Source organism: Candidatus Uhrbacteria bacterium (assembly GCA_016187485.1).
GTDB lineage: Bacteria > Patescibacteriota > Patescibacteriia > UBA9934 > UBA10169 > JACPJO01.
Genome location: JACPJO010000005.1, coordinates 105535 through 129710, shown reverse-complemented (window position 1 = coordinate 129710; position 24176 = coordinate 105535). Strand labels below are relative to the sequence as shown.

Here is a 24176-nt window from a genome sequence, read left to right as displayed (position 1 = left end):
CTTCTTGGATACATGCCAAAAGATTACTACAACGTACTTGGCGTCGAGCGGAGCGCATCGGCGGAGGATATTAAAAAAGCCTTCCGTCGTTTGGCGCATGCGCATCACCCCGATAAAAAAACAGGAGACGAAGCAAAGTTCAAAGAAATCAACGAGGCGTATCAAGTACTTAGTAATCCGGAGAAGCGTCGAAAGTATGATCAATTTGGAAGTGCTGCCTTTGAACAAAACAGCGGTGGATTCGGCGGGGCGCACGGGTTTGGCGGCAGGGGAGGCTTTGGAGATTTCTCCTTTGATTTAGGAGATATTTTTGGGGACGCCTTTGGCATGGGGGGAGGGCGAAGGGGGCAGGCGCCGCGCGGAGCGGATATTCAAGCGGATGTAACGCTTGAGTTTCGCGAAGCCATCTTTGGGGTAGAGAGAGATGTTGCATTGACGAAAACTATTTCCTGCGAACGGTGCGGGGGAACGGGCGCAGAGCCAGGATCAAAGATGAAGACTTGTTCGGAGTGTAAGGGGGAAGGAATCGTCTCGCATATTGAGCGCACTATTCTTGGGAACATTCGCACGCAAAGAACGTGCGCCGCATGCCAGGGGGAGGGACAGGCGCCGGAACGGACGTGCGGCATGTGCAGGGGGAGCGGGCTTGACCGCGGGCGTAAGACGTTGAGCGTGAAAATCCCCGCCGGTGTAGATGAGAGCGACACCATCCGTGTGCGCGGCGAAGGAGAGGCGGGTCCGCGCGGAGCGAAGGCAGGCGATCTCTATCTACGCATACATGTAAAACCAGATCACCGCTTTTCTCGTGACGGAGAACATATTCGAAGCGAAACGCGTCTCGGATTTACGCAAGCCGCTCTTGGCGCAGAAGTGGAAGTGCCGACGGTGGATGGCGGCACTGTGCTTATGCATGTCCCCGCGGGAACACAAAGCGGTATGGAGCTTCGTCTACGCGGCAAAGGAGTTCCGCAAGGCAGTGTGCGTGGCGACCACTTTGTGACCGTGCGGGTTGTGACGCCAGAGAAACTCACAAAAGACCAAAGACGACTGCTCGAAGATCTCGGCCTGAACGAATAATCGGCGGCTCCCTAGTAAGGGCCACTATTTCATGGGATATGCTATGATTCTCGACGTATGAGTACTCTTACGTTGTTCAACACACTTACGCGCAAGAAAGAGCCCTTTGAACCCATCCGCCAGGGCCATGTCGGCCTCTATACATGCGGTCCTACAGTGTACTGGTATGCGCACATCGGCAATCTTCGCGCGTACCTTTTTGCTGATATTCTCAAACGCGTGCTCATGGCGAATGGTTTAGATGTTGATCACGTGATGAATATCACCGATGTCGGTCACCTCGTTTCCGACGGCGATGAAGGAGAGGATAAGCTGGAGGTGGGAGCAAAACGTGAAGGGAAGACCGCGTGGGAGGTCGCCGCATTTTATACGGAGGCATTTCTGCGCGACACGGAACGGCTCGGTATTTTAGCCCCTTCCAAACTTGTAAAGGCAACAGATCATATCGCCGAACAGATCGAGATGATCCAGACACTCGAGAAGAACGGATATACGTATCGCATAGACGATGGCGTGTATTTCGATACAGCAAAGCTCCCAAGCTATGGGGAGTTGAGTGGTCAGCCGCTCGAAGAGAAGGAAGAGGGCGCACGAGTCGCCATTAACACGCAAAAACGCCACGCAACGGATTTCGCCTTGTGGAAGTTTTCTCCAAAAGGATCCACGCGACAAATGGAGTGGGAATCTCCGTGGGGTGTAGGGTTTCCAGGCTGGCACATTGAATGTTCAGCCATGTCTACCAAATATTTAGGACACACATTCGATATTCACACCGGTGGCGTGGATCATATCCCTGTCCACCACGAGAACGAGATCGCGCAAACAAAAGGGGCCTATGGGGTGCCGCAAGCACGCGTGTGGATGCATAGCGAATTTCTTACGGTGGACGGAGGGAGGATGGGGAAGTCGCTTGGAAATCTCTATACGCTGGATGATCTTGCAAAGAAGGGATTCGACCCGACGTCCTACCGTCTTCTTGCACATGGCACTCATTATCGGCATAAACTGAATTTTACTTTCGAGTCGCTTTTGGCAGCGGATGCAACGCTTCGGCGTTTGCGCGAGACATTGCGGGACTGGGATGCGCCGGGTGTTGCCGGTTGCGCAGGATATGAGGAGGAGTTTATGGCGGCGCTCAATGACGATCTTAATACCCCGCAGGCCCTTTCAGTTTTGTGGAAGCTGGTTGATGATGGAACAATGCCGACGAGGGCACGGGCGCGGACTCTGTTGAAATTCGACGAGGTGCTTGGTCTTCATCTTTCGCAAACTTTGGGCAAACCATTGGAAATTTCCCAAGCGGTTCAGCAACTTGTGCAGGCGCGAGATGCGTCGCGGGCGCAAAAGGACTGGAAAGAATCCGACCGCCTGCGCGAGGAGATTGCCTCGCACGGGTTTGATGTCGTGGATACTCCCACAGGGACAAAAGTGCAAAAGGGGGACTAAATACCCCATCTTGGAAGCAACACAAACCCATCGCATTACGCGATGGGTTTGTGTTTTCACCACTTCTTCTGAACAACATGATTTGGTGTACAAAAGAAGGGGTTGGGACAGCTTGTCGGCTGTCCCAGAGGGAGATGTCAGCCCGATGATCGGGAACCACATCACCACACCCCTTGGCCTCGTGGCCTCGTCAGTGCAGGACGATGGGCCCCACCTCGGTCTCCTTCGCGTCCAGTTCCCACACGCGGTGGAAGTTGACGCAATCGTCGTCCGCCGTCGTGACGAATCCGCCCCCGTGGCCCACCTGGTAGAGCGGGCAGTAACGGTTGCGAATCGTGAGGGCGGGCTGGAGGAAGAGGGTGCCGCGCAGGCGCAGCAACATTGCTCCCTGGATGAGCATGGACGGGTGGATCTCCACGTCGCCGAAGCCGACGGTGTGGTGAACGAAGCACTGCTTCACGATGGTGGCGACCTCCTCGTTGGTGAGCCGAGTGATGGGCCCGATCTCGTACCAGAGGTAGGTGTTGTCGATCTGTGCGCCCCACTCCCTCTTGATGAGAGCGAGCTTTGCCAGATCCGATGTGGGTGACCTCCAGTCAGGGTACGTGTTCGCAGTCATGGGTAGCTCTCCTTCGGCCTGGGTGTGGTGTTAGAGGTGCGAAACTATGGCGAAAGTACCACATTTTAGCTGTTCTGTCAATGGTTGGGTGCTAACGAATCGGCTAGGAAAATATTTATCTGCTATACTATTCCCGTATGGCTGAATTACTGAGGAAGAACGAGGCATCACCAGAGCAGCCGCGGGTTGATGTTGACGCACCGGTTGAGCAGCGTGCGGAGGATCATGAAGTTGCGTCGCCGGCGCCTGTGGAGACGCCCTCTCCGTTACATGAGGGCGCCGAACCTGCAGCACCCGTCTCCCTTCCCGCCCCGGCGGAATCTGTTGCTACGGCTGCGCCCGCGAAGGATCCTCTCTCGGAAGCGATCGAGGGAGTTCTAGAGGAGGACTTAGGCGAGGTTTACGGACACATGGACCCGGAGACACAAAAGGTTTTTCGCGCGAAAGGAGAAGAAGTAGCGGGGAGACTCCGCGTTATGATGGCAGGAGCAAAACTTTCCTTGCGCAAAGTAATTGGGATGATTCGCGGGTGGTTGCAGATGATTCCCGGCGTGAACAAATTTTTTCTCGAACAGGAGGCAAAAATAAAAACAGACAAAATCCATGAGCTTGCTCGCCGCAACAACGTTCACTGAAGAGAATTTTGCTTCATCCGTTCCTGCCGGAGGCGCGTCGTGGTTAGTGGCCGCCGTGTTTTGGTTTTGGGGCCTTGTTCTTGCGACCATCCTCGTTCTCTTTGCTTTTCGCGCGTTCATGATCTTTGTGGGACATCGGCGCCAGGGGCAGTATGCCATGAAATTATTTTTGTTAGCGGTACCAAAGTTTCGTTCGGAAGAAGAAACATCCAAGCAGGTAACGAAGGAACAAAAAAACGAGGCGATAGCCGTGGCGGAGAGTTTGTTTGCCTCCATCGGAGGCATCAAACATCAGCATGGTTTTTTTGCGTGGCTTTTTGGACGCGACGATCACTTTTCCTTTGAGATTGTCTGCCATCAGAAGCTTATTAAATTCTACATTGCGGCGCCTGTGCGTTTTGCAGAACTTATTGAGCAGCAAATCTTGGCGCAGTATCCTGATGCGCACATCGAGGAGACAGAGGATTACAACTTATTTACCCCCACCGGCGTGATTCTTGGCGCCTATTTACAGTTTGCACGCCCTGTCGGTTTTCCTATCCGCACGTACAAGGACATCGAGTCTGATCCGATGAGCGCCATCACCAATACCTTCTCGAAGATAGAGGAGGGGGAAGGAACTGCCGTTCAATACATCGTGCGCACGGCGAAGCCTTCATGGCGTGATGAGGGATTAGCCATCGCGCGGCGCATACAGTCAGGCATGTCGCTTGCAGAGGCGCTGGCGGGAAAAAAGAAGAATGAACGCGGGCTTCTTGATGACCTTCGCACGAAAGAAGAAGTACAGAAGCGTCAATCTACGCGTGACGAACACCGCTTGTCTCCGCAGGAAGAGGAGACGGTGAAGCGTATCGAGGAAAAAGCGTCTAAATCCGGTATGGAGGTGAATATCCGTATCGTCGTAAGCGCGGCGGCAGGAGCGCGCGCAGAAGCAATTCTCCAAAACACAGTGAACGCTTTTTCTCAATTCAACATTTATGAATACGGCAATAAATTTGAACGGGCAATCCCGCATTCAAAGAAGCGCGTGATTCGTAAGTTCATCTTCCGCGATTGGGAGGGTGGGCAGAGAGTTGTCTTCAATACGCAAGAGATGGCATCCCTTTGGCACCCGCCACTTCCGTGGACCGACACCCCGAATATTTATTGGCTTCGCGCGCGCCGCGCTCCGGCGCCGATAAATACGCCGATCGAAGGATTGTTTCTTGGCAACAACATCTACCGCGGGGGGACGAAACCCGTCTTCATCAAGACTGCATGGCCTGTGCGTGATTGATCCACACGGAGATCTCGCTGAGCAGGTGCTTGGGAACATTCCTAAAGAGCGCGTGGATGACGTTGTCGTCTTTGACCCGTCAGACCTGGATCGGCCGGTGGGACTTAATATGCTTGAGGCCGAGAGTGAATCACAAGTGGACTTTGCCGTGCAAGAAATGATTGCGATCTTTTACAAGTTGTTCCCGCCAGAGATGATCGGTCCCATGTTTGAGCACAACATGCGTAATGTGATGCTGACGCTCATGTCGGATCTGGGAAATCCGGGCACGGTGGCGGAGATCCCGCGCATGTTCAGTGACGAAGCATACCAAAAACAATGGGTCGCAAAGGTGAAAGACCCGGTTGTGCGTGCGTTCTGGGAAAAAGAGATGGCGAAAACGAGTGACTTCCACAAGTCTGAGATGCTCGGCTATCTGATCTCCAAAGTCGGACGATTTGTGGAAAACACCATGATACGTAACATCATTGGCCAGTCGCATTCAGGGTTCTCCATTCGCGAGATCATGGATCAGAGCAAGATCCTCATTGTGAATCTTTCCAAAGGGAAGACGGGCGAAGTGAACGCTTCGCTTTTGGGTCTCATCATCGTCGCGAAGCTTCAAATGGCGGCGCTGGCGCGCGCCGATATGCCCGAGGAACAGCGCAAGGATTTCTATCTCTATATTGACGAGTTCCAAAACTTTATTACGGACTCGATCGCTACCATCCTTTCTGAGGCGCGTAAATATCGTCTGGACCTCATTATGGCGCACCAATATATGGGGCAGTTGGTTAAGGACAACAAAACGGAAGTACGGGACGCGGTGCTCGGAAACGTGGGAACGATGTTTGTTTCGCGCATCGGCGTAGAAGATGCAGAGGTACTGGAAAAAGAATTTGCGCCCCTTTTCTCCGGCTACGATCTTATTAATGCCGAGAAATTTACGTGGTACTCCAAAATGATTATTGATAACGATGCGCAGAAACCGTTTACCCTTCACACGGTCCTGCCACCCAAGGGGAACCCTGAGCTTGCCGCTGCCATCAAAGAACTTTCTCGGTTGAAGTACGGCCGTGAACGTGTACTCGTGGAAGAAGAGATACTTGAGCGCTCTGCGCTTGGAGGCGTGGGGGAGGCACAACCAGTGCCGGTTGGGGAATTCTAGCGTATGTCCCACATGACAGATCAAGAGGAAACGTCTTTTGAGCCAGAGCCGGGGTTTGGCGAGGAGCCTGTCCGCGCGGGCGAAGGTGCGCGCACCGAATTGGTTTTGCGTATTCTTCGCCACGCAAAGGAGGCCATGCAAAATGCCATTGATCTTCTTGAGTCTGGGACCGAAGCGCAGGGGCGACAAATTCTTGTAGAGCTTCTTGCAAAGCAGTCGGCGCACACGCCAGAGCTTGCGCGTCTACAAGCGGAAAAAGTTGTCGAAGGTGTTTTTGATGGGGAACAGATGATCGGCTCGGATGGACAAAGCTATGTTGTGCCGCCGAACTACGCGTCTAAATCGCGTCTCGTGGAGGGCGATATATTGAAACTCACTATTCGTGCGGACGGAACGTTTTTGTACAAACAAGTAGGACCTATCGAGCGGCGACGTTTACAAGCATCTCTGGCATGGGATGCGTCGGCGAACGGATACGTTGCTATTGATGAATCTCACGAGCATGTCTGGAAGGTTCTCACCGCGAGCGTGACGTTTTTTAAGGGCCAGGAAGGCGATCAGATTATTGTTTTAGTGCCAAAAAATACGCCAAGTACCTGGGCGGCAGTGGAGAATGTTATCCGCCAGGCAAAGGGGTAGGAGGAGGGAAGAGAGCGTGCTACAATGGCGCGGCTATGTCTGAAACCCTCTACCGAAAATACCGCCCGCAAACCTTTTCTGCGCTGATCGGCCAGCCGCATATTTCCACAACGCTTCTCCACCAGTTGGCATGCGGCACGGTGGGACACGCGTATTTGTTTACGGGACCACGGGGGGTGGGAAAGACGACGACGGCTCGACTGCTTGCGAAAGCCGTAAACTGCGCCAAACGTTCAAAGCAGGGCGAACCGTGCAATGCATGTGATTCTTGCACGCAGATCACAGAGGGGCGGAGTCTTGACGTTGTGGAGATGGATGCCGCAAGCCACACAGGGGTGGACCATGTGCGCGAACACATCATCGAAGCGATTCGCTTCACCCCGCACGCCGCTCCGTACAAGGTGTTCATCATCGATGAAGTACACATGCTTTCGACAAGCGCCTTCAATGCACTTTTAAAGACGCTGGAAGAACCGCCTACTCACGCGCTGTTTATTCTTGCCACAACCGAGGTGCATAAACTTCCCGAGACGATTATTTCACGCACGCAGCGGTTTGATTTTCATCGTATTCCTCTGGCCGAACTTGCTCTGCGCTTGGAAGAGCTCTGCAAAAAGGAGAAAGTAAAAGTGGACCGAGCCGTGATAGAAGAGATCGCACGTCTGTCGGAGGGAAGCCAGCGTGATGCGGAGAGTCTTCTGGCGCAGGTTTTGGCTGTCGGTGATGGAGTTATCCATATGGAGGAGGCCGCTCTTGTTCTGCCACGTCGCTATCTGGAAGAAGCTCTTGCCCTTCTTTCTTTCATCGTGAATGCACAAACGAAGGAAGCGATGGGACACCTACATCGTTTTGTAGAAAGTGGAGGAGACCCTTCTCGTCTTGCAGAGGAAATAGTTTCCTACGCTCGCCATCTTATGCTTGCGTGTCTTGGAGACGAGTCCGCTCTTGCTCTTGCTTGGCCTCAGCATCTGCTTCCCACCGTACGCGCTCTTGCACACACCTGTTCTCCCGTGCAGTGGACGGAAATGATCAATCTTTTTTCCTCCGCCGTTTCAGAGGAAAGTTCCATTCCTTCTCTCCCCCTGGAGATTGCCGTGGTAAAAGCTGCTACTCCTTTTACTCCTGCATCAGGGGAACGAAGCACGTCTGTGGAAGAGGGTTCTGCCCCTCCACCACAGGTAGAGGAGGGACTTCCCGTGCAAACACCGGGGAAAAAAGACGAGTCTCCGGTTGTAGAGTTTTCAAAAATTCAGCAGGGGTGGAATGATATTTTCGCGAAAGTCACCGAAGCGCATGCCTCGCTTGGGTTTTTACTTAAATCAGCAGAGCCTCTTGCTATGGAGGGGGACACGCTCACGATGGGGTTCCATTTCAAATTTCACGCGGACACGGTAAATGCGCCGCGTAATCGTGAGAAACTTGAATCTGTGCTCGCGCGCATTTTCTCCGTCCCGATTCGTGTGCGTGGAGAGTATGTCCACGGGAAAGCGGATGAAATCGTCGGAGACCTATTGGAAGAGTTCGGCGGTACAGAGATTTCTTGAAAGGAACAGGAGCGCGTGTTAAGGTCAAGGTAGACCTTTAGCATGGAAGGAACTCAACGTGACGACGAAGCCGTTTGCGCCCATTCCTTTTGGGCCCTACAACATCTCGGCTCTGCTCGGCCGCGGCGCTTCTGGCGCTGTCTACCGTGCAGAGCACGGTGGTTCGATGGGGTTCCGGCGGACGGTGGCGCTCAAGCTCCTTCGTCAAGCTGCGGATCCGGATCAGCTCCGTGCGCTCTCGGATGAGGCGCGCGTCGGAGCGCTGTTTGCGCACAAGAACGTGGTAACCGTGTACGACTTCGGTGTTGTCCGCGATGACCATTTCTACCTGGCAATGGAGTACGTGGACGGGTGGCCCCTTGATCGGCTGGTGGACATCTGCCGCGACACGCAACTTACGGTGTCGCTGGCCTCGGCGCTGCGCGTTGCCATTGAGATCTGCGAAGGACTCGCCTATCTCCATACGCTCGCGGACCGTGACGGACAGCCGCTCGGTCTTGTGCACCGCGACCTGAAGCCCGCCAACCTCCTGGTAGACCGCACGGGTGCGGTGCGCATCACCGACTTCGGCATCGCGCGCCACACCCAGCGCCTCACCCTCACTCGCGACGGCACGACGAAGGGTACGCCCTCGTACATGTCGCCCGAGCAGGTGAAGGGCGAGGACCTGGACGCGCGTTCGGACCTCTTCGCCATGGGAAGCATCTTCTACGAGCTCCTCTCGCTCAACCGGGCGTTCGACGAAGACGACTCGCTGCGCACGCTCATGTCGGTCATCAAGGACGACATGGCGGGCAAGGTGGCGGAGATTCACTCCATCCATCCCATGGCTGGTGCCATCCTCGAACGGCTCTGGCAGCGTGACTCCTCGGCTCGCTATCAATCAGCCGAAGAGCTCCTGCTCGATCTGCGCGAGCTCCTGCAGTTTACGGACAACGAACTCGTGCATACGACGTGGTGGGCAAGCCTGATGCTTCTCCTCCCGCCCGAGCGGCCCAACGGCTTCTTCTCGGGGGAGAAGCCGCCGGAGCCCGTGGAAGACTCGACGGAAGAGATCCATACGATGTTCGTGGCACCGATTGGAGCGTCGCCCCCCGCACCCGAAGAGGTGGACGAGTGGGATGTCCCTGCTCCGCCTTCCGACCGTGGTCTCCGCCAGCGCGCACGCCCGGCGGTGCTTGAGGAGCCCAGGACAGTCACGGTCAACGAGGTCCATTCCCCGCTGCTCTGGAAGGAACCGTCCTCTCGGAGGTTCGAGTTGGTTGTCTTCGCGGCAGCTCTTGCGCTTGTGCTCATGGTCGGTGCCGTGCTGCCCACGTCGGAGACGGAAGAGCCGGTGGGAGGTGCTCGCCTCACGGCTGTCGTAGCGCCGACTTCTTCAGCGGCTGGGCTTCCGTCCATCATGGTGGAGCCGGATCCTCCTTCGCCCGCAGCGTTCATGCCTGCTCGAACGGCACGGACAGAAGAGATGCCGGCCATCAAGAATCCCACTGAGAGTGTGTCTCCCGCACTTCCAGAGGCACTTCCCGCAACGCTCGATCTCTACACGAGCCCGCCGGCGGATGTCGTGCTCGGCGACCGCGTGATCGGCCGCACGCCGCTCGAGATCGAGGTTCCCTCCGGCGACTACCTGCTTACCCTGCGTTGTGCTGTGTGCACGACGCACGACCATTCCCTTGCCGTGAGTGTGGCTCCCGGCGGCGTGTTCAAGAAAGTTCTTCGTCTCGAGGAGCAGTACTAGTTCTTGCTCCTTGCCTCGCCAGGCCTTCCGCCTGGCTTTCGAATTGGCGTTTTGCTACTTGACAGGTGGCATCTTTTTTGTTCAACTGTCCGTGGAGTCGTCTCTCCATCCTCCGGAGGTGATCATGCTGACGCAGGGAGTGGATGATCCAGAAGAACGTGAGTACGGACCTATAGTTCTCATCCTGATTGGTGCGTTCCTTCTCTTTCTCGGTGGAGGGCTCGAGGTTCGACGGATCCCACATATCACCTGGGTGTTCCCGCTGGGATGCATCATCGTGGGGATGGGAACGTTCTGGCACACGTGGAGGCTTCTGTGTGCCCCGGGCGGTCCATTCAACTCTCACGACATGGCCTGTCTGCACCGCCGCCGGCTCCTTGCCGAGCGTGAAACAAAGGCCTTCCTGCGGCACGCAGACAAACTTGGCGCCAAAGACGCCAAGTCCAAAAAGTAGCTCATCCTTTTCTTCAAGCGAGCCCGTCTCGCTTTTCTGTTTTTAGGGGCTTAAGCGCCTGCACCATTTCCAGCCCGGAAAGCGCCGCCTCGCGTCCACGATTCATCCCCCCTGTGCCAGACCGCGCGCGCGCTTGTTCGATCGTATTCACTGTTAAGATTCCCATCGTAATGGGCACACCCGTGTGCATAGCAAGGCGCACGAGGGCCTGATACACCGACGTGGCGATATATTCGTCATGCGCCGTTTCTCCTTTAACGATACAGCCGAGGGTAACGACGACATCGAGGGTTTTGTGTTCAAGAAGGATGCTTGCTGCAGTGGGAATCTCAAGCGACCCAGGAACTTCCACAAGGGTAATGTCTTCAGGCTTCACACCTGCATCCACTAATGCCTCGTGCGCGCCATCAAGAAGGCCGCCTGTCACGTCTTCGTTAAACCGTGCGCGCACAATTCCCGCACGAACCCCCTCACTCTTTATGTGTTTGTAGGTGTTGCTGTGCATATTTGATCATCATGTCTGTTTCCACATTTACCCGCGACCCAGACCCGAGAGTCCCAAGCGTTGTTGCCTCAACCGTATCTGGAATAAGCGAAACAGTAAACTGGTCTCCTTCCACGGAAACAACCGTGAGGCTTACGCCGTCGATTGCGACAGAGGCACGAGGAAACACTTGTTTGATGACAGCGGGTGAGGCCTGGATTGTCGCGATGAGCGCATTTCCTTCGCGTGCGCACTTCTTCACGGTACCGACCTCGTCTACGTGGCCGTAAACGAAGTGCCCTCCTATCGTGTCCCCCATCCGCAGCGACATTTCTATATTAATAGAGTCTCCCTGCTTCCACGACGCTGCGGTTGTCAGTCGGAGGGTCTGCGGCATGGCCTCTACCTGAAATGTTTGTTCATCTTTCGTGTGGACCGTAAAACAAATACCGCCCAGGAGCACGGAGTCCTTTGGACGAAGTCGTAAAAGCACCGACTGGGGAGCACGCACAATGAATTGTCGCGCAATGCCGAAGTCATTGATGTTCGCAATCTCTCCCTTTGCGCGGACGATGCCGGAAAACATATCGGGCGTTCTCAATATCGTGTGAAATTTTTTCTCGCAACTCCTCGAGCGTCGTCCACGGAATCATATCGGAAATACGCTCGTCTACCTCAATCTCTATCTTGCTCCCGTAAAGATCCCCGGTAAAATCTAGGAGGTGAACCTCTGTTTTCTTTCCTTGCGCAAGCACACCAGGGAACAGACCTTCTTTTGTACGAACGTATGCGAGATAGACACCCGGGGGAAGAGCGGGAAAGAATGCAAGATTAGCAGTGGGAAAACCAAGCACTCTGCCTAAACCCTGTCCTTTCACGACAACACCTGAAATAGTCATACCCTGGTTCCGGGACGTGGATTCGAACCACGGTTACCAGGGCCAGAACCTGGCGTCCTGCCTCTAGACGATCCCGGAGTATGGCGCGATGGTAACATGAGCTTGGCTGAAACGCAAAAAGACGCTTACTATCTCTCTAAGTGGTCACTAAGAGAGACGGTGATTGTGTGTAGTTGTGTATCAAGATCCTCTAGAGACGATACTTGGTGCAGCCGCTCGCGAAAATGGCGGATACCGGGGATGCCTTTTACATACCAGCTAATATGTTTGCGGAAGGTGACAATGCCGCGTGGGCCGTACTCTGCGACATGCAAGGCAGCGTGAGCACGCAGAACGCGCAGCCGTTCAAGAAGCGCCGGTTCTTCTGGGATCCTCCCCCCAGAGAGCATTGCCTCCATGCGTGCAAAAATCCAGGGGTTTCCCAGTCCGCCGCGCGCAATGAGAACTCCGTCGCATCTGCTCATGCTAAGCGCCGCGCGCGCCGCCTCGGGAGTATTGATGTCGCCGTTTGCGAGTACGGGAATTTTCACTGCTGCTTTCACGCGACCGATCATCTCCCAGTCACTCATGCCACTGTAGCCTTGTTCTTTTGTGCGTCCGTGCACGGTGAGAAGATCCGCCCCGGCATCTTCAAGGCATTTTGCAAACCCGATGGCCTCCGTCTTTTCCCTCCACCCAAGTCGAATCTTCACCGATACGGGTGCTCGCACGGCCGCTTTCATGCGTCGGACAATTTCCGTGGCGCGCGCCGGTTCTTTCATGAGTGCTGCGCCGTTGAAGTTGCACGTAATTTTATACACGGGACAACCCATATTTACATCGAGTCCGTCTGGGGCGAACTTCTCCTCGATAATACGCGCCGCCTCGGCCATCGTTGCAGGGTCCGACCCGAAAAGCTGCTGGACAATAGGCCGCTCGGCAGGGACAAAGTCTGCCATGCCAAGTGTTTTTTCATTCCCGCGCACGAGCGCCTCGCTTGAAATCATCTCGCGGAAAACAATAGGCGAAGCGATGGATTTGACGATTTGACAAAACGACGAGTCGGTCATATCCGCCATGGGGGAGAGGGCGATGATGGGGCGTGGGAGAGCCTTCCAGTCAATCATAGTGGGAGTGAGGCTACCAAATTTCCCCCTCGTTGTCATCCCTTCTCTGGTCGGGTATCATATCTGCAATATGCAAACTCGCTCATCTTCATGGTGGCTCTTTGTGCTTGCCGCCGTGGTCGTCGTCCTGCTCATCGCCCTTGCCATCTATAATAAACGCGCGCCGTCGGCCTATGACGGCTTTGCGCAGTGTCTTGCCTCAAAGGAGGTGAAGATGTACGGCACATATTGGTGCCCTAACTGCGCCAGACAAAAAGAGATGTTCGGCAACGCCTTCCGCTTTGTGCCCTACAAGGAATGTTCTCCGCAGGGACAACGTTCGTTTGCTCTTTGCGCGAACGACAACATCACTGGCGTTCCGACGTGGGAGTTTCCCGACGGGAGCCGTCTTACAGGTGTACAGACTCTCGAGACGCTGAGCGAAAAATCTGTTTGCTCCCTTGATGCTGCGCCACAGGCAAATGCCGTGCCGGCTGGAGAGCCGGTACAGGATGCCCCCACCCCCATTGGCGTTACGGTTGATGTAGATGAAGAGGCATCCAGCGGCTTGCAAATCAAGGACATTCAGGTAGAGAGCGCAGAGTAGTATGCGCCGACTTCTCAGCGTCATCATTGCAGTTGCGCTTATTGGTCTTGGCATCTCTGTCTATTCCTATCTGCATAATCAGTACGTCGTGACAGGAACATTCTGTAACCTTAATGAGACGGTCAACTGCGATCTTGTTAATCGAAGCGCATATGCTAAGTTTTTCGGTATTCCCGTGGCGGGTCTTGGATTTATCGGGTATCTTTTTCTTCTCGCCGGCGCGCTCGTAAAATGGCGTGCGCCAGCCGATCGTTTTGCGAGTTGGTTTCTCATCGCCACATCTGCAGCCGGTTTTCTTTTCAGCCTTTACCTTACAGGGGTTGAGGCCTTTGTCCTGCGCGCATGGTGTGTTCTGTGCATCACTTCGCAGATCCTTATTACCCTCTCTCTTCTCGCCAGCCTATGGCTCTTGAAGTTTCCTTCCACGGAGCCGCCGAAGGCGTCACCGGATCCTGCCACCTTGTAACTACGCCCGCGGGGAAGATCCTCGTGGATTGTGGCATGTTTCAAGGGGACGTATTTGCCTCTCGTGACAACGCACGGGCTTTTGGTTTTGATCCAAAAGAGGTGCGTGCCGTTTTCATTACGCATCCACACGCAGACCACACAGGACGATTGCCGAAACTCTTGAAGGAGGGGTTTGTGGGCACGGTGTACATGGTGCCTCCGTGCCGTCCGCTCTCGCGTCTTATTCTTGAGGACTCGGTACAGATCATGGCCGAGGAAGCAGAGCGTGAGGGAGTGACCGCGCTTTTTTCTGCCGCCGACGTGGCTCACGTGTATGAATGTGTCGAGACCGTGGGGTATCACACAGCCGTTCAACCACTGCCGGGAGTTTCTGTGATGTTCCACGAAGCGGGACACGTGCTCGGTTCCGCCTATATTTCCATCGAGACGGAAGGCCAGCGCATCGTTTTTTCTGGCGACATTGGCAATGATGATGTACCCATTCTCCCGCCAACGGAGCCGCTTTCCAAAGCAGACGTCGTCGTGTGCGAGTCCACATATGGCGATCGCACGCACGAAGCGATGAGCCGGCGGCGGGCAAAGCTTATGGCGGCAATTTCCGATACGGTTGCCAAGCGCGGTGTCCTCCTTATCCCCGCATTTTCTATTGAACGCACGCAGGAACTTCTTTATGAAATTGATCAGATCCTCTTGCAGGACTTGAAAACAAACGTGCCGATCTTTCTTGACTCGCCCATGGCAATTCGCGCCACGCAGACATATCGCGACAGTAAAGAATATTTGCGCTTCGACGTTCCAATGTCTCCCGATGGCGACTTCTTTTCCTTCCCGAATTTGCGAGAAACTCTCCGTGTAGAGGAATCAAAGGCGATCAACGATGTTGCAGCACCCAAAGTGATTATCGCAGGAAGCGGGATGATGAACGGTGGGCGGATCATGCACCATCTTCGTCGGTATCTCCCGCATGCCTCGACCCACCTTCTTATTATTGGCTACCAAGCACGGGGAACGACCGGTCGAAAAATTTTCGATGGCGCAAAAGAGGTGAAAATTTTTGGCGAACGTGTGCCTGTTGCCGCGACCGTCTCGGCGATCGGCGCTTTTTCTGCGCATGGAGATAAGGACAAGTTGACACGATGGCTTCAGCCGGAAGATGGCAAGACGCCAAAGAAAATTATTCTTGTGCACGGGGATCCCGAACAAAAAAAGGCGTTTGCGGAGCATCTGCGCGCCACACTCGGAACCGAAGTACTCGTTCCAAAGATGGACGAGCGAGCGATTCTCTAGGAGAAATGCGCGGGAGCGCCCACTGGTAGAATTCTTTTTCGCTCGACGCGGACGCGTCAAACGGTTCGAGCGATGTGACGAGGTCACGCTCGCGTTCTACCCACTCGGCGGAATTTACTATGGGAAGGATACCGATGGTCGAGTTGCTTGCCATCACAGTCTTACTCATGGGCAGAATTTGGACGCGATCATCAAAACTATAGTTCACAACGGAAACGGATTCTGGCGCCGTTACCGTAATCCAGGGAGTTCGGATAATGGCCGGGCCGTTCGTGAGGATTCGTCCCCCGACGAGCTTCACTACAGGTGTCTCCTCTTCCATTCCTTCCCATATCAGTTCCGTGCGCGCGGCAAGGGCAAATTTTACTCCTTCGAGCTCCACCAAAAGAAATTCCTCTCCAGAATCAAGCGCGGAACCGCGCCGGAGCGTTTCTGCCGAACCGCCCTCAAGCACACTTCCGTGCCAACGGGCAGGTTCAATCGTTGGGGCGAATCTCTGCCATAGGAGAACCCCAAAAGAGATAAGGACAAGAAGCGTGACAAGAAGACGTGTTGTGCCGTAAGCTATGGGCATAGATTTTCATGTTCCCTGGAGGAGGGCATCCTTATTGTATCAATGCTTAGCCTCCTTATGGAAATTATTGCTACTGTTTCTCGCAAGACTTTTGCCAGAGACAAGGTACGTGAGATTGTGGATGCGGGCGCGACTATTCTTCGCTATAACCTTTCGCACGGGGAGCCAGAGGAGAACCGCGGGAAACTTTGTACGGCAAGAGAGGTGATTGCCGCATCGGGCAGACGCGTGCGCCTCTTAGCGGATCTCCCCGGGGCAAAGATCCGCACGGGTGATTTTCCGGAGAAGGAGGCACCTATTGAGGAGGGAGAGATTGTTACTTTTCGCACAGGAAAAGAAAGTCCTGGATGGAAGGAGTACATCCCCGTAAATTTAGAACACTTTGCTATATATCTTAAGGTCGGCAGTATTTTCACCACAGGTGACGGTGAGGTGGCTTTTGAGGTAACGCACATAGTGTCGCCAAGCGAGGTTCGTGCCAAGTCCCTCGTCACGGGCACACATAAGAACTTTAAAGGTCTCAACTTTGGCCCGCTTATTGATGACCTTGACCACTGCAATGATACGACGAGAGCCATGATGGATATTCTCTCCGAGGCCAAACCGGAACTTGTCGCATTCTCGTTTGTAAATTCGAAGGAAATGCTCCGTCGTTGTAAAGCGGAGCTCGCGGAGCGATTTACAACGGAATGGGCGCACCCGCTCATTGTTTCCAAAGTAGAATCACCCAAAGGTGTGGAACATATTCGTGAAATCATCGAGGAAACGGATTGGGTATTGATTGCGCGAGGGGACCTGGGGCTCAATGTGCCGATGGAGGAGCTGGCGCTGGCTCAAAAAAAGATCACGGCGCTCTGCCGTGCCGCCGCCAAGCCGGTGATTGTCTCCACGCAAATGCTCGAATCAAGCATTGATCAGTATATTCCTCGCCGCTCAGACATTCTGGATTTATCCAATGCCATTTTTGATGGAGCAGACGGTATCATGCTCTGCCGCGAGACGGGACTTAACGATCATCCTGGACACCCCATTGCCGTAGCAAAGCGTATTATTGATGCGCTCACTTCACGCCGCTAGCCGCTCCACCCAATGTTCGTCGAATTCCACCTCAAGCTCAAGGTAGACATGTTTTTGCATGATAGATTCAAGATCTTTTCTGGCCGATTGCCCGATTTCTTTAATCCCGCGACCGCCACTGCCGATAATGTAACGCTTGTGGCGCTCATCGTTTGTGAGAATCAAGGCGTGAATGTAGAGGTCCCCATTCTCCCGTTCCTTGACATCGTCCACGACTACGTGGAGACCGTAAGGAACTTCATCGTGGAGACGCAGAAAAAGTTTTTCACGGATAAGCTCTGCGATGAGTTCTTCGTTCGTAAGGTTTGTCAGCTGGCCTTCGGGGTACAACGGTTCACCCTCTGGAAGAAGCTCGAAGAGAATATTTATGAGAAGCTTTAAATTTGTTCCACGCAAAGCCGATACCTCTACAACGGTACCTATCTCTTCCGCAAGAGCACGATAGGATTCAATGAAATCAGGCCGCGGATCATCAATTTTGTTGATGCATAAAATCTTCTTCGTTGGCGATGAGCGCGCAAGGTTCAGGACAAACTTTTCTTCGCTCCCGATCGAGCGCGTGGGATCCACCACATAAACAATGACGTCCACGTTGTCGAGCGTGCTTTTCGCGATGTGCAGGAGTCGCTTCGTAAGGCGATCTCGCTTTTGAAGGATGCCGGGCGTGTCCACAAAGACCATCTGTCCGCGCGCGTCGTTTAACACGCCCTGAATGGAGTGCCGCGTCGTTTGTGCTTTAGGTGAGGTAATCGCAACCTTCGACCCAATGAGATTATTGAGGAGAGTGGATTTACCGACGTTGGATCGGCCAATGAGAGCAACGAGGCCTGATTTCATAGGGTCTAGCGTTTCGTGAGCAAACTAACAAGTTCGACATGCGGCGTGTGCGGAAACATATCAATCGCGCGCATGGCGGACACTCTATACGTTTTTTCAAGAATGACAAGCTCGCGGGCAAAATTTTTATAGTTACAAGACACGTAAACAATGGCAGGCGGGGCGTGTTTGATTACAGCTTCAAGCGCGCGATCGTGCAGCCCCATGCGCGGGGGGTCCAAAAGAAGGAGTTCAGGTTTGTGAATGCTCCAGTCGGTCTCCTCTACAACGGCGGTGGTGAATGCAATTTCGGCTCCGTTGAGTTCGGCATTCACCCGCGCGTCTCGGATGGCTTCCTCCACGCTCTCCATTCCCACGACATGCGCGCCGTGTTTTGCAAACGGGATAGAGAAAAAACCGCTCCCACAGTACAAATCAAGAACTCTTTTATCGTGAACGGCACCAGCAAAATCTAAAACCGTCTGTTGAAGGAGCGCGGCGGCATGTGAGTTCGTTTGAAAGAACGCATTTGGCGTGATGCGATAGCGGTTTTGGTTGATCGTCTCCTCCACGTAGCCTTTCCCGCGGATTGTTTCGAGCACGCCCACGTGGGACACGTCGCTCTCTGTGTCGTTCACGGACCAAATGATCTCGCACGTGTTCGAGCGAGGAACGAGGAGGGCAAGCGACGAAGCAATTTTTTGCCGCTCATTCTCGGCCGGTTTGCTTGTCACAATGGTGATCATCGCATCTCCTGTTGTTGTGGCGCGGATCACCGCGTAACGCAAAAGTCCCGTGTGTGCTTTTCGGTCGTAAAAAGAAAGACCGCAGGAGTGCACCCATTCGCGCACAGCGACAAAGAGCTCCTCAATACGCTCATCCCCAAGAAAACATGTGTGGTTATCAATGACTTTCCACCATTTGCCCTTTTCTCGAAGTCCGACACGGCCCTCGAAGTCAATCACAAAATCCATCCGGTTACGGTAATGCTCGATTTTTGGAGAGGGAAAGATTTCTTCGACACGGGTAGCGAGTTTCTTCAACTTAAACGAGCCATTGATGTCGGAGAGCTTTTGCTGGAGTTGCTTAGGATAGGGAATATGCGCCCACCCGCACGATCCACAGACGTCTGGTTTTGGACAGAAGGGCATAGCGGGTTCAATGCTATACTGTTTATGTCTCTATGCCAACCCTCTCCATTGTTATTCCTGCTTACAATGAGGACCGGGAACTGCCAGAGCTCCTTCAAGGGATCCGCGCGCAGACCTATCAGCCGATCGAGGTAATTGTGGCTGATGCGCATTCAACAGACCAGACGTGCAAGGTTGCCACAGCGTTTGGCGCACGAGTGGTTGACGGAGGGTTGCCGGCGCAAGGACGCAACCGCGGAGCAAAAGCAGCGTCCGGCGACATTCTCCTTTTTCTGGACGCCGACGCAAAATTTCCCGACAAGTTTTTTTTGGAGCGTGCACTCGCGGAGTTTGTCTCTCGACGCCTCGATATTGCCTGTCCCGACATCCAAGCGACACGTGGTCGTCTTGCGCGACTTTTCTTTTCTGCCTACAACACCTATACACACCTCTTGCTCTCGATACATCCTCATGTTATCGGCACATGTATTTTTGTCCGCCGCGTATTTCACGAGGGACTTGGCGGTTTTGATGAGGCTATTAAACTAGCCGAAGACAACGACTATGGGGTTCGAGCCAGCAAACGTGGGTCCTTTGGTTTCCTTCATGAGTTGATTTTCACTCCGCCCCGCCGTTTCGAACGTGATGGGTATCTCCGCTCTGCAGCAGTCTACACTCTTTCTGGCATCCACGTTCTCTTTTTCGGGCCGATCCGCTCGGATCTATTTCATTATCGGTTTGGTTACAAGAAAAAAGTGTAAGAATTTGGTACACTATCACCCATGAGTCAGAACAACGTGAAAGGGAGGAAGTTCATCTGGCACCACATCAACGGACTTGATTCAGCCGATGTGGAATTTTTGCGTACACAGTTTCAATTTCACGTTCTCGACTTTGAAGATCTTGCGCAAACAAACTCTATTCCAAAACTCGATGTCTACAAACATTACTTGTTTGCCGTGTTTCATATTCCACGCTTTTCGGACGGGGGGCGGATCATCACGGACGACATCGAGATTTTTCTCGGGTCAGAATACTTGGTCACTGTCACAAAGCGGCCATTCGATGCTCTGGAGCGCTTTTTCCTACGCGCCTCTCGCAATCCGAAATTTCGCGCGGACGTGATGGGTCGTGATCCTGCCTATCTTCTCTACCGCATTTTGCGCGTACTCTTTACGCAGTCGCATGACGTTGTGGAGGAGCTGATGACACACGTCACAAAGGTGGAGGATGGCGTGTACAACGAGCGGGACCGCGCGACAACGCTGGAGCTGGCGCGCATTCGTCGCAACGTTCTTTTTTTGCGCACAAGCTTGGACCCAGAGCGCGTGATGCTGGGGAATATGATTACGATGGAACGCGAATACCTACCGCCGGAGGCGCATGTGTACTTTGATGACGTACGTGACATTCTCGACTCCATGTGGGCGGCGTCGGATAATATTAAGCAAATCATTGACGGCCTCTTCGAGGTCAACGAAGCTCTTCTTACGCACCGCACAAATGAAGTTATGAGTATTTTTACGGCTATCGCGGCCGCATTCATGCCCCCAACCCTTGTTGCGGGGCTTTACGGCATGAATGTGCCGTGGCTTCCCTTCATCCAGCACCCGCTTGTCGTCGCCCTGCTTCTTATCATTTCCTTTTTCACAACCTTCTGCTTGTTTTATTTATTCCAGCACCGTCCGTATGGGCACACTGTTGCACCAGAGCATTCCCGTTGAAGCTCAGACCCCGCATGTGCACTTGAGCGAGCGGCACGGCCGACTTTTATTTGGGGAAACGCACGCCTTCTCTTTTCTGCGTCCGCGTCCGTATCTTGACGGACAGTTTGTGTATCGTGAAGATGTGCGGGTGGCAGGTCCGAGCGGTATGTTGGCACATGTGACGATCATCGGTCCCGCGTGGGAAGAAACCCAGCTGGAACTTTCTCTTGGGGATGCACGTGTGCTTGGTCTTGAAATTCCCGATCGTGATTCCGGTGACACAAGGAAATCTCCGTCTGTCCGCTTGCAAGGACCGGCAGGTGCCATAGATCTCACGCAGGGTGTACTGATTCCACTTCCGCACCTTCACCTCTCGCCAAACGACGCGGAAGATTTTCATGTACAAAATGGCCAGCGCGTACGCGTCTGCCTTGCGCATGATCCACGCGAGACATTTGACAACGTCCTTGTGCGCATCCATCCCTCTTATCAAAGCGTCTTTCACGTTATGCTGGGTTCAGCTCCTGGGGCATGGCTCTCTCCCGGTGTCCACATTCAACTTGTTCATACCTAACTCGCCAGGTATCCTTGTGCCTATATGCGCATACCCGTTCTTACCGTCCTGTTTCTTGCCTTTCCTTTTTTTGCGCACGCCGCGGCGGAAGTGCAGATCCTCCCGGAGGTGACTTTTTCAAAAGACATTCTGTACGTGGGGGACACCGTGCGTGTCTATGCGACACTGAGAAACACCGGCGATGTGGATGTCACGGGGGATGTGAGTTTTTATATCGGGACGGCGATCAGCGGAACTCCGCAGGTGATCTCGCTTCGTGCCGGTGGCGTGAAGGAGGAGGTGTTTGTGGATCTTCTTATTCCGGAGGGGACGTTTAATGTCCGCGTGGAGGTGACGAACGTAGATCCGCCGGACACGAACAAGAATGATAATGTCGTCATCACGGCGCTTGCGACTCCCGTTCCGGACAAAGACCGTGACGGGGTGCTGGATCAAAATGATAACTGCCCGGCAGCAACGAATGCAGACCAAAAAAACATGGACACAGATACGGATGGAGATGCTTGCGACGCGGATATTGACGGCGACGGACTTTCCAACGAACAGGAGGCCATGAAGGGAACCGACCCGCGTGATGTCGATACCGACGACGATGGAAAATCCGACGCGGTTGACACAACGCCGCTTGGGGAACCGCCACCGGCCCCAAAGCCTGCTCCTGTACCTCCCGCGCCAGCACAATCTCCCGCAAAGACAACGACAACCACGCCGCCCACGAGCGCGGACGCGGCTCCCGCTCTGTCATCTCCTCCTGCACCAGGAGAGGAGCAGGCGGTAGAAGTCACGGGAGACACGGAGGCATCTTTGGCAGAAGAGAGTGACGAGACGACTGCTCAAGAGGAATCTGAAGCAACCCGCGGATCGTCACAGGATACAAAGTTTTCCTTTGAACAGGTGCGCTGGTCTACGTACAACTTCTACGCCGTTGCCCCAAGCCGCGACGAAGGATATGCATACAATTGGGATTTTGGAGACGATACAACGTCACGCCGACGCGAAGTTGTACACACATATGCTGAGTCAGGAGAGTATCTTGTCACGCTGAAGATGACGTCGCCCGAGGGTGACGTTGTAGAAGACCAAGTGGAGATTTTCGTACCATTCTTCGACTTAGAGAACGGCACCGTACGCATGCTGTTGATTGTTCTTGGTCTTGCTATTGTGTTGGGACTTGTGGCTGCGTATCGGAGTGCGCCCACGAGTACGGGAGTGGCCCCTGCGTCAAAACGGCCACGTAAGAAGATAGAGCCACCGCATGCTTAGTTGGTTCCAAAAGCCTATAGAAAGTTTGGCTGGTGGAGCGCTTGTTCTAGGTTTTTTTTCCTTTGTAAGTCGTCTATTTGGACTATGGCGCGATCGTGTCCTGGCAGGGACATTCGGGGCCGGAGATACGCTCGATGTTTACTATGCGGCATTTCGCATTCCCGACCTTCTTTTTGCTCTGCTGATCACGGGTGCGCTCTCCGCAAGCTTCATTCCGCTCTTCGTCCGTCATCTCCGCTCTGATGGAGTGGCAGACGAAGGATGGGCGTTCACAAATCGCATGCTCATTGGGCTTGGGGTACTTTTCGGCGCCGGTGCGCTCCTGGGCATTCTCTTTGCTCCTCTCCTCGCAGAGCTTGTTGCACCAGGTTTTTCGTCTGACAAGCAGCAGCACGTGGCGTTCTTTATGCGCGTGCTCTTTCTCGCGGAAGGACTCATCGCCGTCTCCTCTGTCTTCAGCAACGTTCTTCAGGCGACGCAGCGATTCGCCCTGTTTGCGCTTTCCCCCGTTCTCTACAACATCGGTATTATTCTTGGAGCCGTGTTTTTTGTCCCCGCTGTGGGTGCTATTGGTCTCGCATGGGGTGTAGTGCTTGGCGCCTTTCTCCATATGGCGATTCCCGTGTGGGGATCGTGGAAAATGGGGTATCGCCCTCATTGGCCAAAACCGTGGTTTCACGCCGACGTGTCTTCAGCGCTTCTCTTGTTTGGGCCACGTGTACTCGGCATTGGCATGTCACAGATCCAGTTCATCATTCTTGGCGTTCTCGCCTCGGCACTTGCCGCGGGCAGTGTGACGGTCTTTCAATTTGCCTACAACCTTACCTCGCTTCCGGTCGGCATTCTTGCCGTGAGTTTTGCCATTTCTGCCTTCCCGCTTCTTAGCCGTGCGGGAGTGGAGGGGGACACATCTCGCTTTGCCGATATAATGTCTGAAGCGGTGCGCCAGATTCTCTATCTCATTATTCCTGCCACGCTCTTCCTTCTGCTCTTGCGTGCGCAAACGGTGCGTCTCGTACTTGGCGCGGGAACATTCGGCTGGGAGGAGACGCTTCTGGTCGCTGACACGCTTGCCTTCTTAGTTATGAGCCTTTTTGCGCAAGCACTCAATCTTCTTTTCATCCGCGCATTTTTTGCCTATCGTGATTCTGTCACTCCGCTTGTGGCTGGTGCACTCTCCACGCTGGTACTCCTTTTGAGCGCCGGCCGCCTTACAGAGATGCTGGGTATTGTCGGTCTCGGTATTGCTTTCTCGCTGGCGCAAGTGGTGGAGCTTATCTTGCTTTGGGCAATGCTGCGTGTAAAAGTTGGTGCCATTCATGAATCTAAACTTCTCCGGAGCCTTCTCAAGATGACTGTCGCAGGGCTTTTTATGGCCATCGGTATGCAAGTTTCAAAACCGCTCACCGTCTGGTTCGCGCCCCTGGACACTTTTGCCGGCGTCTTTCTTCAAACAGCCGTCGTTGGAAGCATCGGCACCGCTATCTATCTCTCGCTTTCCTCCCTATTTCATGTCGAAGAGTTTGGCGAACTCCGTGCCCTCGTTCATCGCCATCTTTTCCGTCGCTTCCGCCCCGCCGAGGCCCTGCCTGTTGCCAATAACGAGCAAGTTTTGTAGGGTGAAGAAA

Annotated in this window: 26 protein-coding genes and 1 tRNA gene; 18 read left to right on the top strand and 9 right to left on the bottom strand. The window is 54.0% G+C overall.

The window, feature by feature from the left end; all coding sequences use genetic code 11:
* The first annotated feature begins 12 nt into the window (after positions 1-12).
* Positions 13-1077 carry a molecular chaperone DnaJ gene (gene dnaJ, locus HYW18_03420; protein ID MBI2485169.1) on the top strand — a complete coding sequence of 355 codons (1065 nt, stop codon included), beginning with the start codon at positions 13-15 and terminating at the stop codon, positions 1075-1077.
* 57 nt (positions 1078-1134) lie between these two features.
* The gene (locus HYW18_03415; GenBank protein MBI2485168.1) at positions 1135-2523 is read left to right on the top strand and encodes a cysteine--tRNA ligase; all 1389 of its coding nucleotides are present in this window, start codon (positions 1135-1137) and stop codon (positions 2521-2523) included.
* Positions 2524-2713: 190 nt separating this feature from the next.
* Here the strand turns inward: HYW18_03415 and HYW18_03410 are convergent, their stop codons facing one another.
* Positions 2714-3142, bottom strand: a complete 429-nt coding sequence (locus HYW18_03410; protein MBI2485167.1) for a hypothetical protein — start codon at positions 3140-3142, stop codon at positions 2714-2716.
* A 137-nt stretch (positions 3143-3279) separates the two neighbouring features.
* Here HYW18_03410 and HYW18_03405 point away from each other — a divergent pair, with 137 nt between their 5' ends.
* Genes HYW18_03405 through HYW18_03375 form a run of 7 tightly spaced genes read left to right on the top strand, consistent with a single transcriptional unit; the run spans position 3280 to position 10578 of the window.
* Entirely contained in the window at positions 3280-3777 is a 498-nt protein-coding gene (locus HYW18_03405) for a hypothetical protein (GenBank protein ID MBI2485166.1), read from the top strand.
* A complete protein-coding gene (locus tag HYW18_03400) occupies positions 3746-5053 on the top strand; it encodes a hypothetical protein (protein ID MBI2485165.1) in 1308 nt (435 codons plus the stop codon). Before HYW18_03405 ends, HYW18_03400 begins: the two co-directional genes overlap by 32 nt.
* Complete coding sequence (locus HYW18_03395) at positions 5046-6200, top strand: type IV secretory system conjugative DNA transfer family protein (GenBank protein ID MBI2485164.1); 1155 nt, start codon at positions 5046-5048, stop codon at positions 6198-6200. The genes HYW18_03400 and HYW18_03395 overlap by 8 nt, the downstream gene beginning before the upstream one ends.
* 3 nt (positions 6201-6203) lie before the next feature.
* On the top strand, positions 6204-6839 hold the full coding sequence (locus tag HYW18_03390; GenBank protein ID MBI2485163.1) for a hypothetical protein: 636 nt from the start codon (positions 6204-6206) through the stop codon (positions 6837-6839).
* Positions 6840-6874: 35 nt separating this feature from the next.
* Positions 6875-8383: a DNA polymerase III subunit gamma/tau gene (gene dnaX, locus HYW18_03385; GenBank protein ID MBI2485162.1), complete on the top strand. Its 1509-nt coding sequence runs from the start codon at positions 6875-6877 to the stop codon at positions 8381-8383.
* Between the two features lie 58 nt (positions 8384-8441).
* Positions 8442-10124 (top strand): serine/threonine protein kinase, encoded by a 1683-nt coding sequence (locus HYW18_03380; protein ID MBI2485161.1) that lies wholly within the window; start codon positions 8442-8444, stop codon positions 10122-10124.
* 58 nt (positions 10125-10182) lie between these two features.
* The gene (locus tag HYW18_03375; GenBank protein ID MBI2485160.1) at positions 10183-10578 is read left to right on the top strand and encodes a hypothetical protein; all 396 of its coding nucleotides are present in this window, start codon (positions 10183-10185) and stop codon (positions 10576-10578) included.
* A 13-nt stretch (positions 10579-10591) separates the two neighbouring features.
* Here the strand turns inward: HYW18_03375 and HYW18_03370 are convergent, their stop codons facing one another.
* From HYW18_03370 to dusB, 5 genes are all read right to left on the bottom strand, one after another.
* Positions 10592-11083 (bottom strand): 6,7-dimethyl-8-ribityllumazine synthase, encoded by a 492-nt coding sequence (locus tag HYW18_03370; GenBank protein ID MBI2485159.1) that lies wholly within the window; start codon positions 11081-11083, stop codon positions 10592-10594.
* Complete coding sequence (locus HYW18_03365; protein MBI2485158.1) at positions 11049-11648, bottom strand: riboflavin synthase; 600 nt, start codon at positions 11646-11648, stop codon at positions 11049-11051. The genes HYW18_03370 and HYW18_03365 overlap by 35 nt, the downstream gene beginning before the upstream one ends.
* A complete protein-coding gene (locus HYW18_03360) occupies positions 11599-11961 on the bottom strand; it encodes a riboflavin kinase (GenBank protein MBI2485157.1) in 363 nt (120 codons plus the stop codon). Before HYW18_03360 ends, HYW18_03365 begins: the two co-directional genes overlap by 50 nt.
* A 4-nt stretch (positions 11962-11965) precedes the next feature.
* Positions 11966-12039 (bottom strand) — tRNA-Gln (locus HYW18_03355).
* Between the two features lie 50 nt (positions 12040-12089).
* Positions 12090-13067, bottom strand: coding sequence for a tRNA dihydrouridine synthase DusB (gene dusB / locus HYW18_03350; protein ID MBI2485156.1), 978 nt, complete (start codon positions 13065-13067; stop codon positions 12090-12092).
* 70 nt (positions 13068-13137) lie between these two features.
* On the opposite strand from dusB, the gene HYW18_03345 reads away from it, so the two are divergent.
* From HYW18_03345 to HYW18_03335, 3 genes are read left to right on the top strand one after another with little or no spacing between them, the layout of a single operon-like run.
* Positions 13138-13653 carry a hypothetical protein gene (locus tag HYW18_03345; protein MBI2485155.1) on the top strand — a complete coding sequence of 172 codons (516 nt, stop codon included), beginning with the start codon at positions 13138-13140 and terminating at the stop codon, positions 13651-13653.
* Position 13654: 1 nt separating this feature from the next.
* Positions 13655-14119: a vitamin K epoxide reductase family protein gene (locus HYW18_03340; GenBank protein ID MBI2485154.1), complete on the top strand. Its 465-nt coding sequence runs from the start codon at positions 13655-13657 to the stop codon at positions 14117-14119.
* Complete coding sequence (locus HYW18_03335) at positions 14056-15408, top strand: MBL fold metallo-hydrolase (protein MBI2485153.1); 1353 nt, start codon at positions 14056-14058, stop codon at positions 15406-15408. The genes HYW18_03340 and HYW18_03335 overlap by 64 nt, the downstream gene beginning before the upstream one ends.
* Here the strand turns inward: HYW18_03335 and HYW18_03330 are convergent.
* Positions 15296-15982 (bottom strand): hypothetical protein, encoded by a 687-nt coding sequence (locus HYW18_03330; GenBank protein MBI2485152.1) that lies wholly within the window; start codon positions 15980-15982, stop codon positions 15296-15298. The two genes, HYW18_03335 and HYW18_03330, sit on opposite strands and share 113 nt — an antisense overlap.
* A 57-nt stretch (positions 15983-16039) precedes the next feature.
* On the opposite strand from HYW18_03330, the gene HYW18_03325 reads away from it, so the two are divergent.
* A complete protein-coding gene (locus HYW18_03325) occupies positions 16040-17059 on the top strand; it encodes a hypothetical protein (protein ID MBI2485151.1) in 1020 nt (339 codons plus the stop codon).
* Here HYW18_03325 and era read toward each other — a convergent pair.
* A complete protein-coding gene (gene era / locus HYW18_03320) occupies positions 17048-17896 on the bottom strand; it encodes a GTPase Era (GenBank protein MBI2485150.1) in 849 nt (282 codons plus the stop codon). The genes HYW18_03325 and era overlap by 12 nt on opposite strands.
* 5 nt (positions 17897-17901) lie before the next feature.
* Complete coding sequence (rlmD, locus tag HYW18_03315; protein MBI2485149.1) at positions 17902-19026, bottom strand: 23S rRNA (uracil(1939)-C(5))-methyltransferase RlmD; 1125 nt, start codon at positions 19024-19026, stop codon at positions 17902-17904.
* Between the two features lie 32 nt (positions 19027-19058).
* On the opposite strand from rlmD, the gene HYW18_03310 reads away from it, so the two are divergent.
* From HYW18_03310 to murJ, 5 genes are read left to right on the top strand one after another with little or no spacing between them, the layout of a single operon-like run.
* Positions 19059-19766, top strand: a complete 708-nt coding sequence (locus HYW18_03310; GenBank protein MBI2485148.1) for a glycosyltransferase — start codon at positions 19059-19061, stop codon at positions 19764-19766.
* 21 nt (positions 19767-19787) lie between these two features.
* On the top strand, positions 19788-20729 hold the full coding sequence (locus HYW18_03305) for a magnesium transporter CorA family protein (GenBank protein MBI2485147.1): 942 nt from the start codon (positions 19788-19790) through the stop codon (positions 20727-20729).
* Complete coding sequence (locus HYW18_03300; protein ID MBI2485146.1) at positions 20695-21285, top strand: hypothetical protein; 591 nt, start codon at positions 20695-20697, stop codon at positions 21283-21285. The genes HYW18_03305 and HYW18_03300 overlap by 35 nt, the downstream gene beginning before the upstream one ends.
* Positions 21286-21309: 24 nt before the next feature.
* The gene (locus tag HYW18_03295; protein MBI2485145.1) at positions 21310-22548 is read left to right on the top strand and encodes a PKD domain-containing protein; all 1239 of its coding nucleotides are present in this window, start codon (positions 21310-21312) and stop codon (positions 22546-22548) included.
* A complete protein-coding gene (murJ, locus tag HYW18_03290) occupies positions 22541-24166 on the top strand; it encodes a murein biosynthesis integral membrane protein MurJ (GenBank protein ID MBI2485144.1) in 1626 nt (541 codons plus the stop codon). Before HYW18_03295 ends, murJ begins: the two co-directional genes overlap by 8 nt.
* Positions 24167-24176 lie beyond the last annotated feature (10 nt).

Bases quoted from the DNA above. Each gene is read 5' to 3' on its own strand.
- rlmD (MBI2485149.1), bottom strand. From the start codon at position 19,026: ATGCCCTTCTGTCCAAAACCAGACGTCTGTGGATCGTGCGGGTGGGCG.
- HYW18_03390 (MBI2485163.1), top strand. From the start codon at position 6,204: ATGTCCCACATGACAGATCAAGAGGAAACGTCTTTTGAGCCAGAGCCG.
- HYW18_03360 (MBI2485157.1), bottom strand. From the start codon at position 11,961: ATGACTATTTCAGGTGTTGTCGTGAAAGGACAGGGTTTAGGCAGAGTG.
- HYW18_03310 (MBI2485148.1), top strand. From the start codon at position 19,059: ATGCCAACCCTCTCCATTGTTATTCCTGCTTACAATGAGGACCGGGAA.
- HYW18_03335 (MBI2485153.1), top strand. From the start codon at position 14,056: ATGGCTCTTGAAGTTTCCTTCCACGGAGCCGCCGAAGGCGTCACCGGA.
- HYW18_03295 (MBI2485145.1), top strand. From the start codon at position 21,310: ATGCGCATACCCGTTCTTACCGTCCTGTTTCTTGCCTTTCCTTTTTTT.
- HYW18_03325 (MBI2485151.1), top strand. From the start codon at position 16,040: ATGGAAATTATTGCTACTGTTTCTCGCAAGACTTTTGCCAGAGACAAG.
- HYW18_03305 (MBI2485147.1), top strand. From the start codon at position 19,788: ATGAGTCAGAACAACGTGAAAGGGAGGAAGTTCATCTGGCACCACATC.
- HYW18_03370 (MBI2485159.1), bottom strand. From the start codon at position 11,083: ATGCACAGCAACACCTACAAACACATAAAGAGTGAGGGGGTTCGTGCG.
- era (MBI2485150.1), bottom strand. From the start codon at position 17,896: ATGAAATCAGGCCTCGTTGCTCTCATTGGCCGATCCAACGTCGGTAAA.
- HYW18_03330 (MBI2485152.1), bottom strand. From the start codon at position 15,982: ATGCCCATAGCTTACGGCACAACACGTCTTCTTGTCACGCTTCTTGTC.
- dnaX (MBI2485162.1), top strand. From the start codon at position 6,875: ATGTCTGAAACCCTCTACCGAAAATACCGCCCGCAAACCTTTTCTGCG.
- HYW18_03340 (MBI2485154.1), top strand. From the start codon at position 13,655: ATGCGCCGACTTCTCAGCGTCATCATTGCAGTTGCGCTTATTGGTCTT.
- dnaJ (MBI2485169.1), top strand. From the start codon at position 13: ATGCCAAAAGATTACTACAACGTACTTGGCGTCGAGCGGAGCGCATCG.
- dusB (MBI2485156.1), bottom strand. From the start codon at position 13,067: ATGATTGACTGGAAGGCTCTCCCACGCCCCATCATCGCCCTCTCCCCC.
- HYW18_03400 (MBI2485165.1), top strand. From the start codon at position 3,746: ATGAGCTTGCTCGCCGCAACAACGTTCACTGAAGAGAATTTTGCTTCA.
- HYW18_03300 (MBI2485146.1), top strand. From the start codon at position 20,695: ATGGGCACACTGTTGCACCAGAGCATTCCCGTTGAAGCTCAGACCCCG.
- HYW18_03415 (MBI2485168.1), top strand. From the start codon at position 1,135: ATGAGTACTCTTACGTTGTTCAACACACTTACGCGCAAGAAAGAGCCC.
- HYW18_03405 (MBI2485166.1), top strand. From the start codon at position 3,280: ATGGCTGAATTACTGAGGAAGAACGAGGCATCACCAGAGCAGCCGCGG.
- HYW18_03410 (MBI2485167.1), bottom strand. From the start codon at position 3,142: ATGACTGCGAACACGTACCCTGACTGGAGGTCACCCACATCGGATCTG.
- murJ (MBI2485144.1), top strand. From the start codon at position 22,541: ATGCTTAGTTGGTTCCAAAAGCCTATAGAAAGTTTGGCTGGTGGAGCG.
- HYW18_03345 (MBI2485155.1), top strand. From the start codon at position 13,138: ATGCAAACTCGCTCATCTTCATGGTGGCTCTTTGTGCTTGCCGCCGTG.
- HYW18_03365 (MBI2485158.1), bottom strand. From the start codon at position 11,648: ATGTTTTCCGGCATCGTCCGCGCAAAGGGAGAGATTGCGAACATCAAT.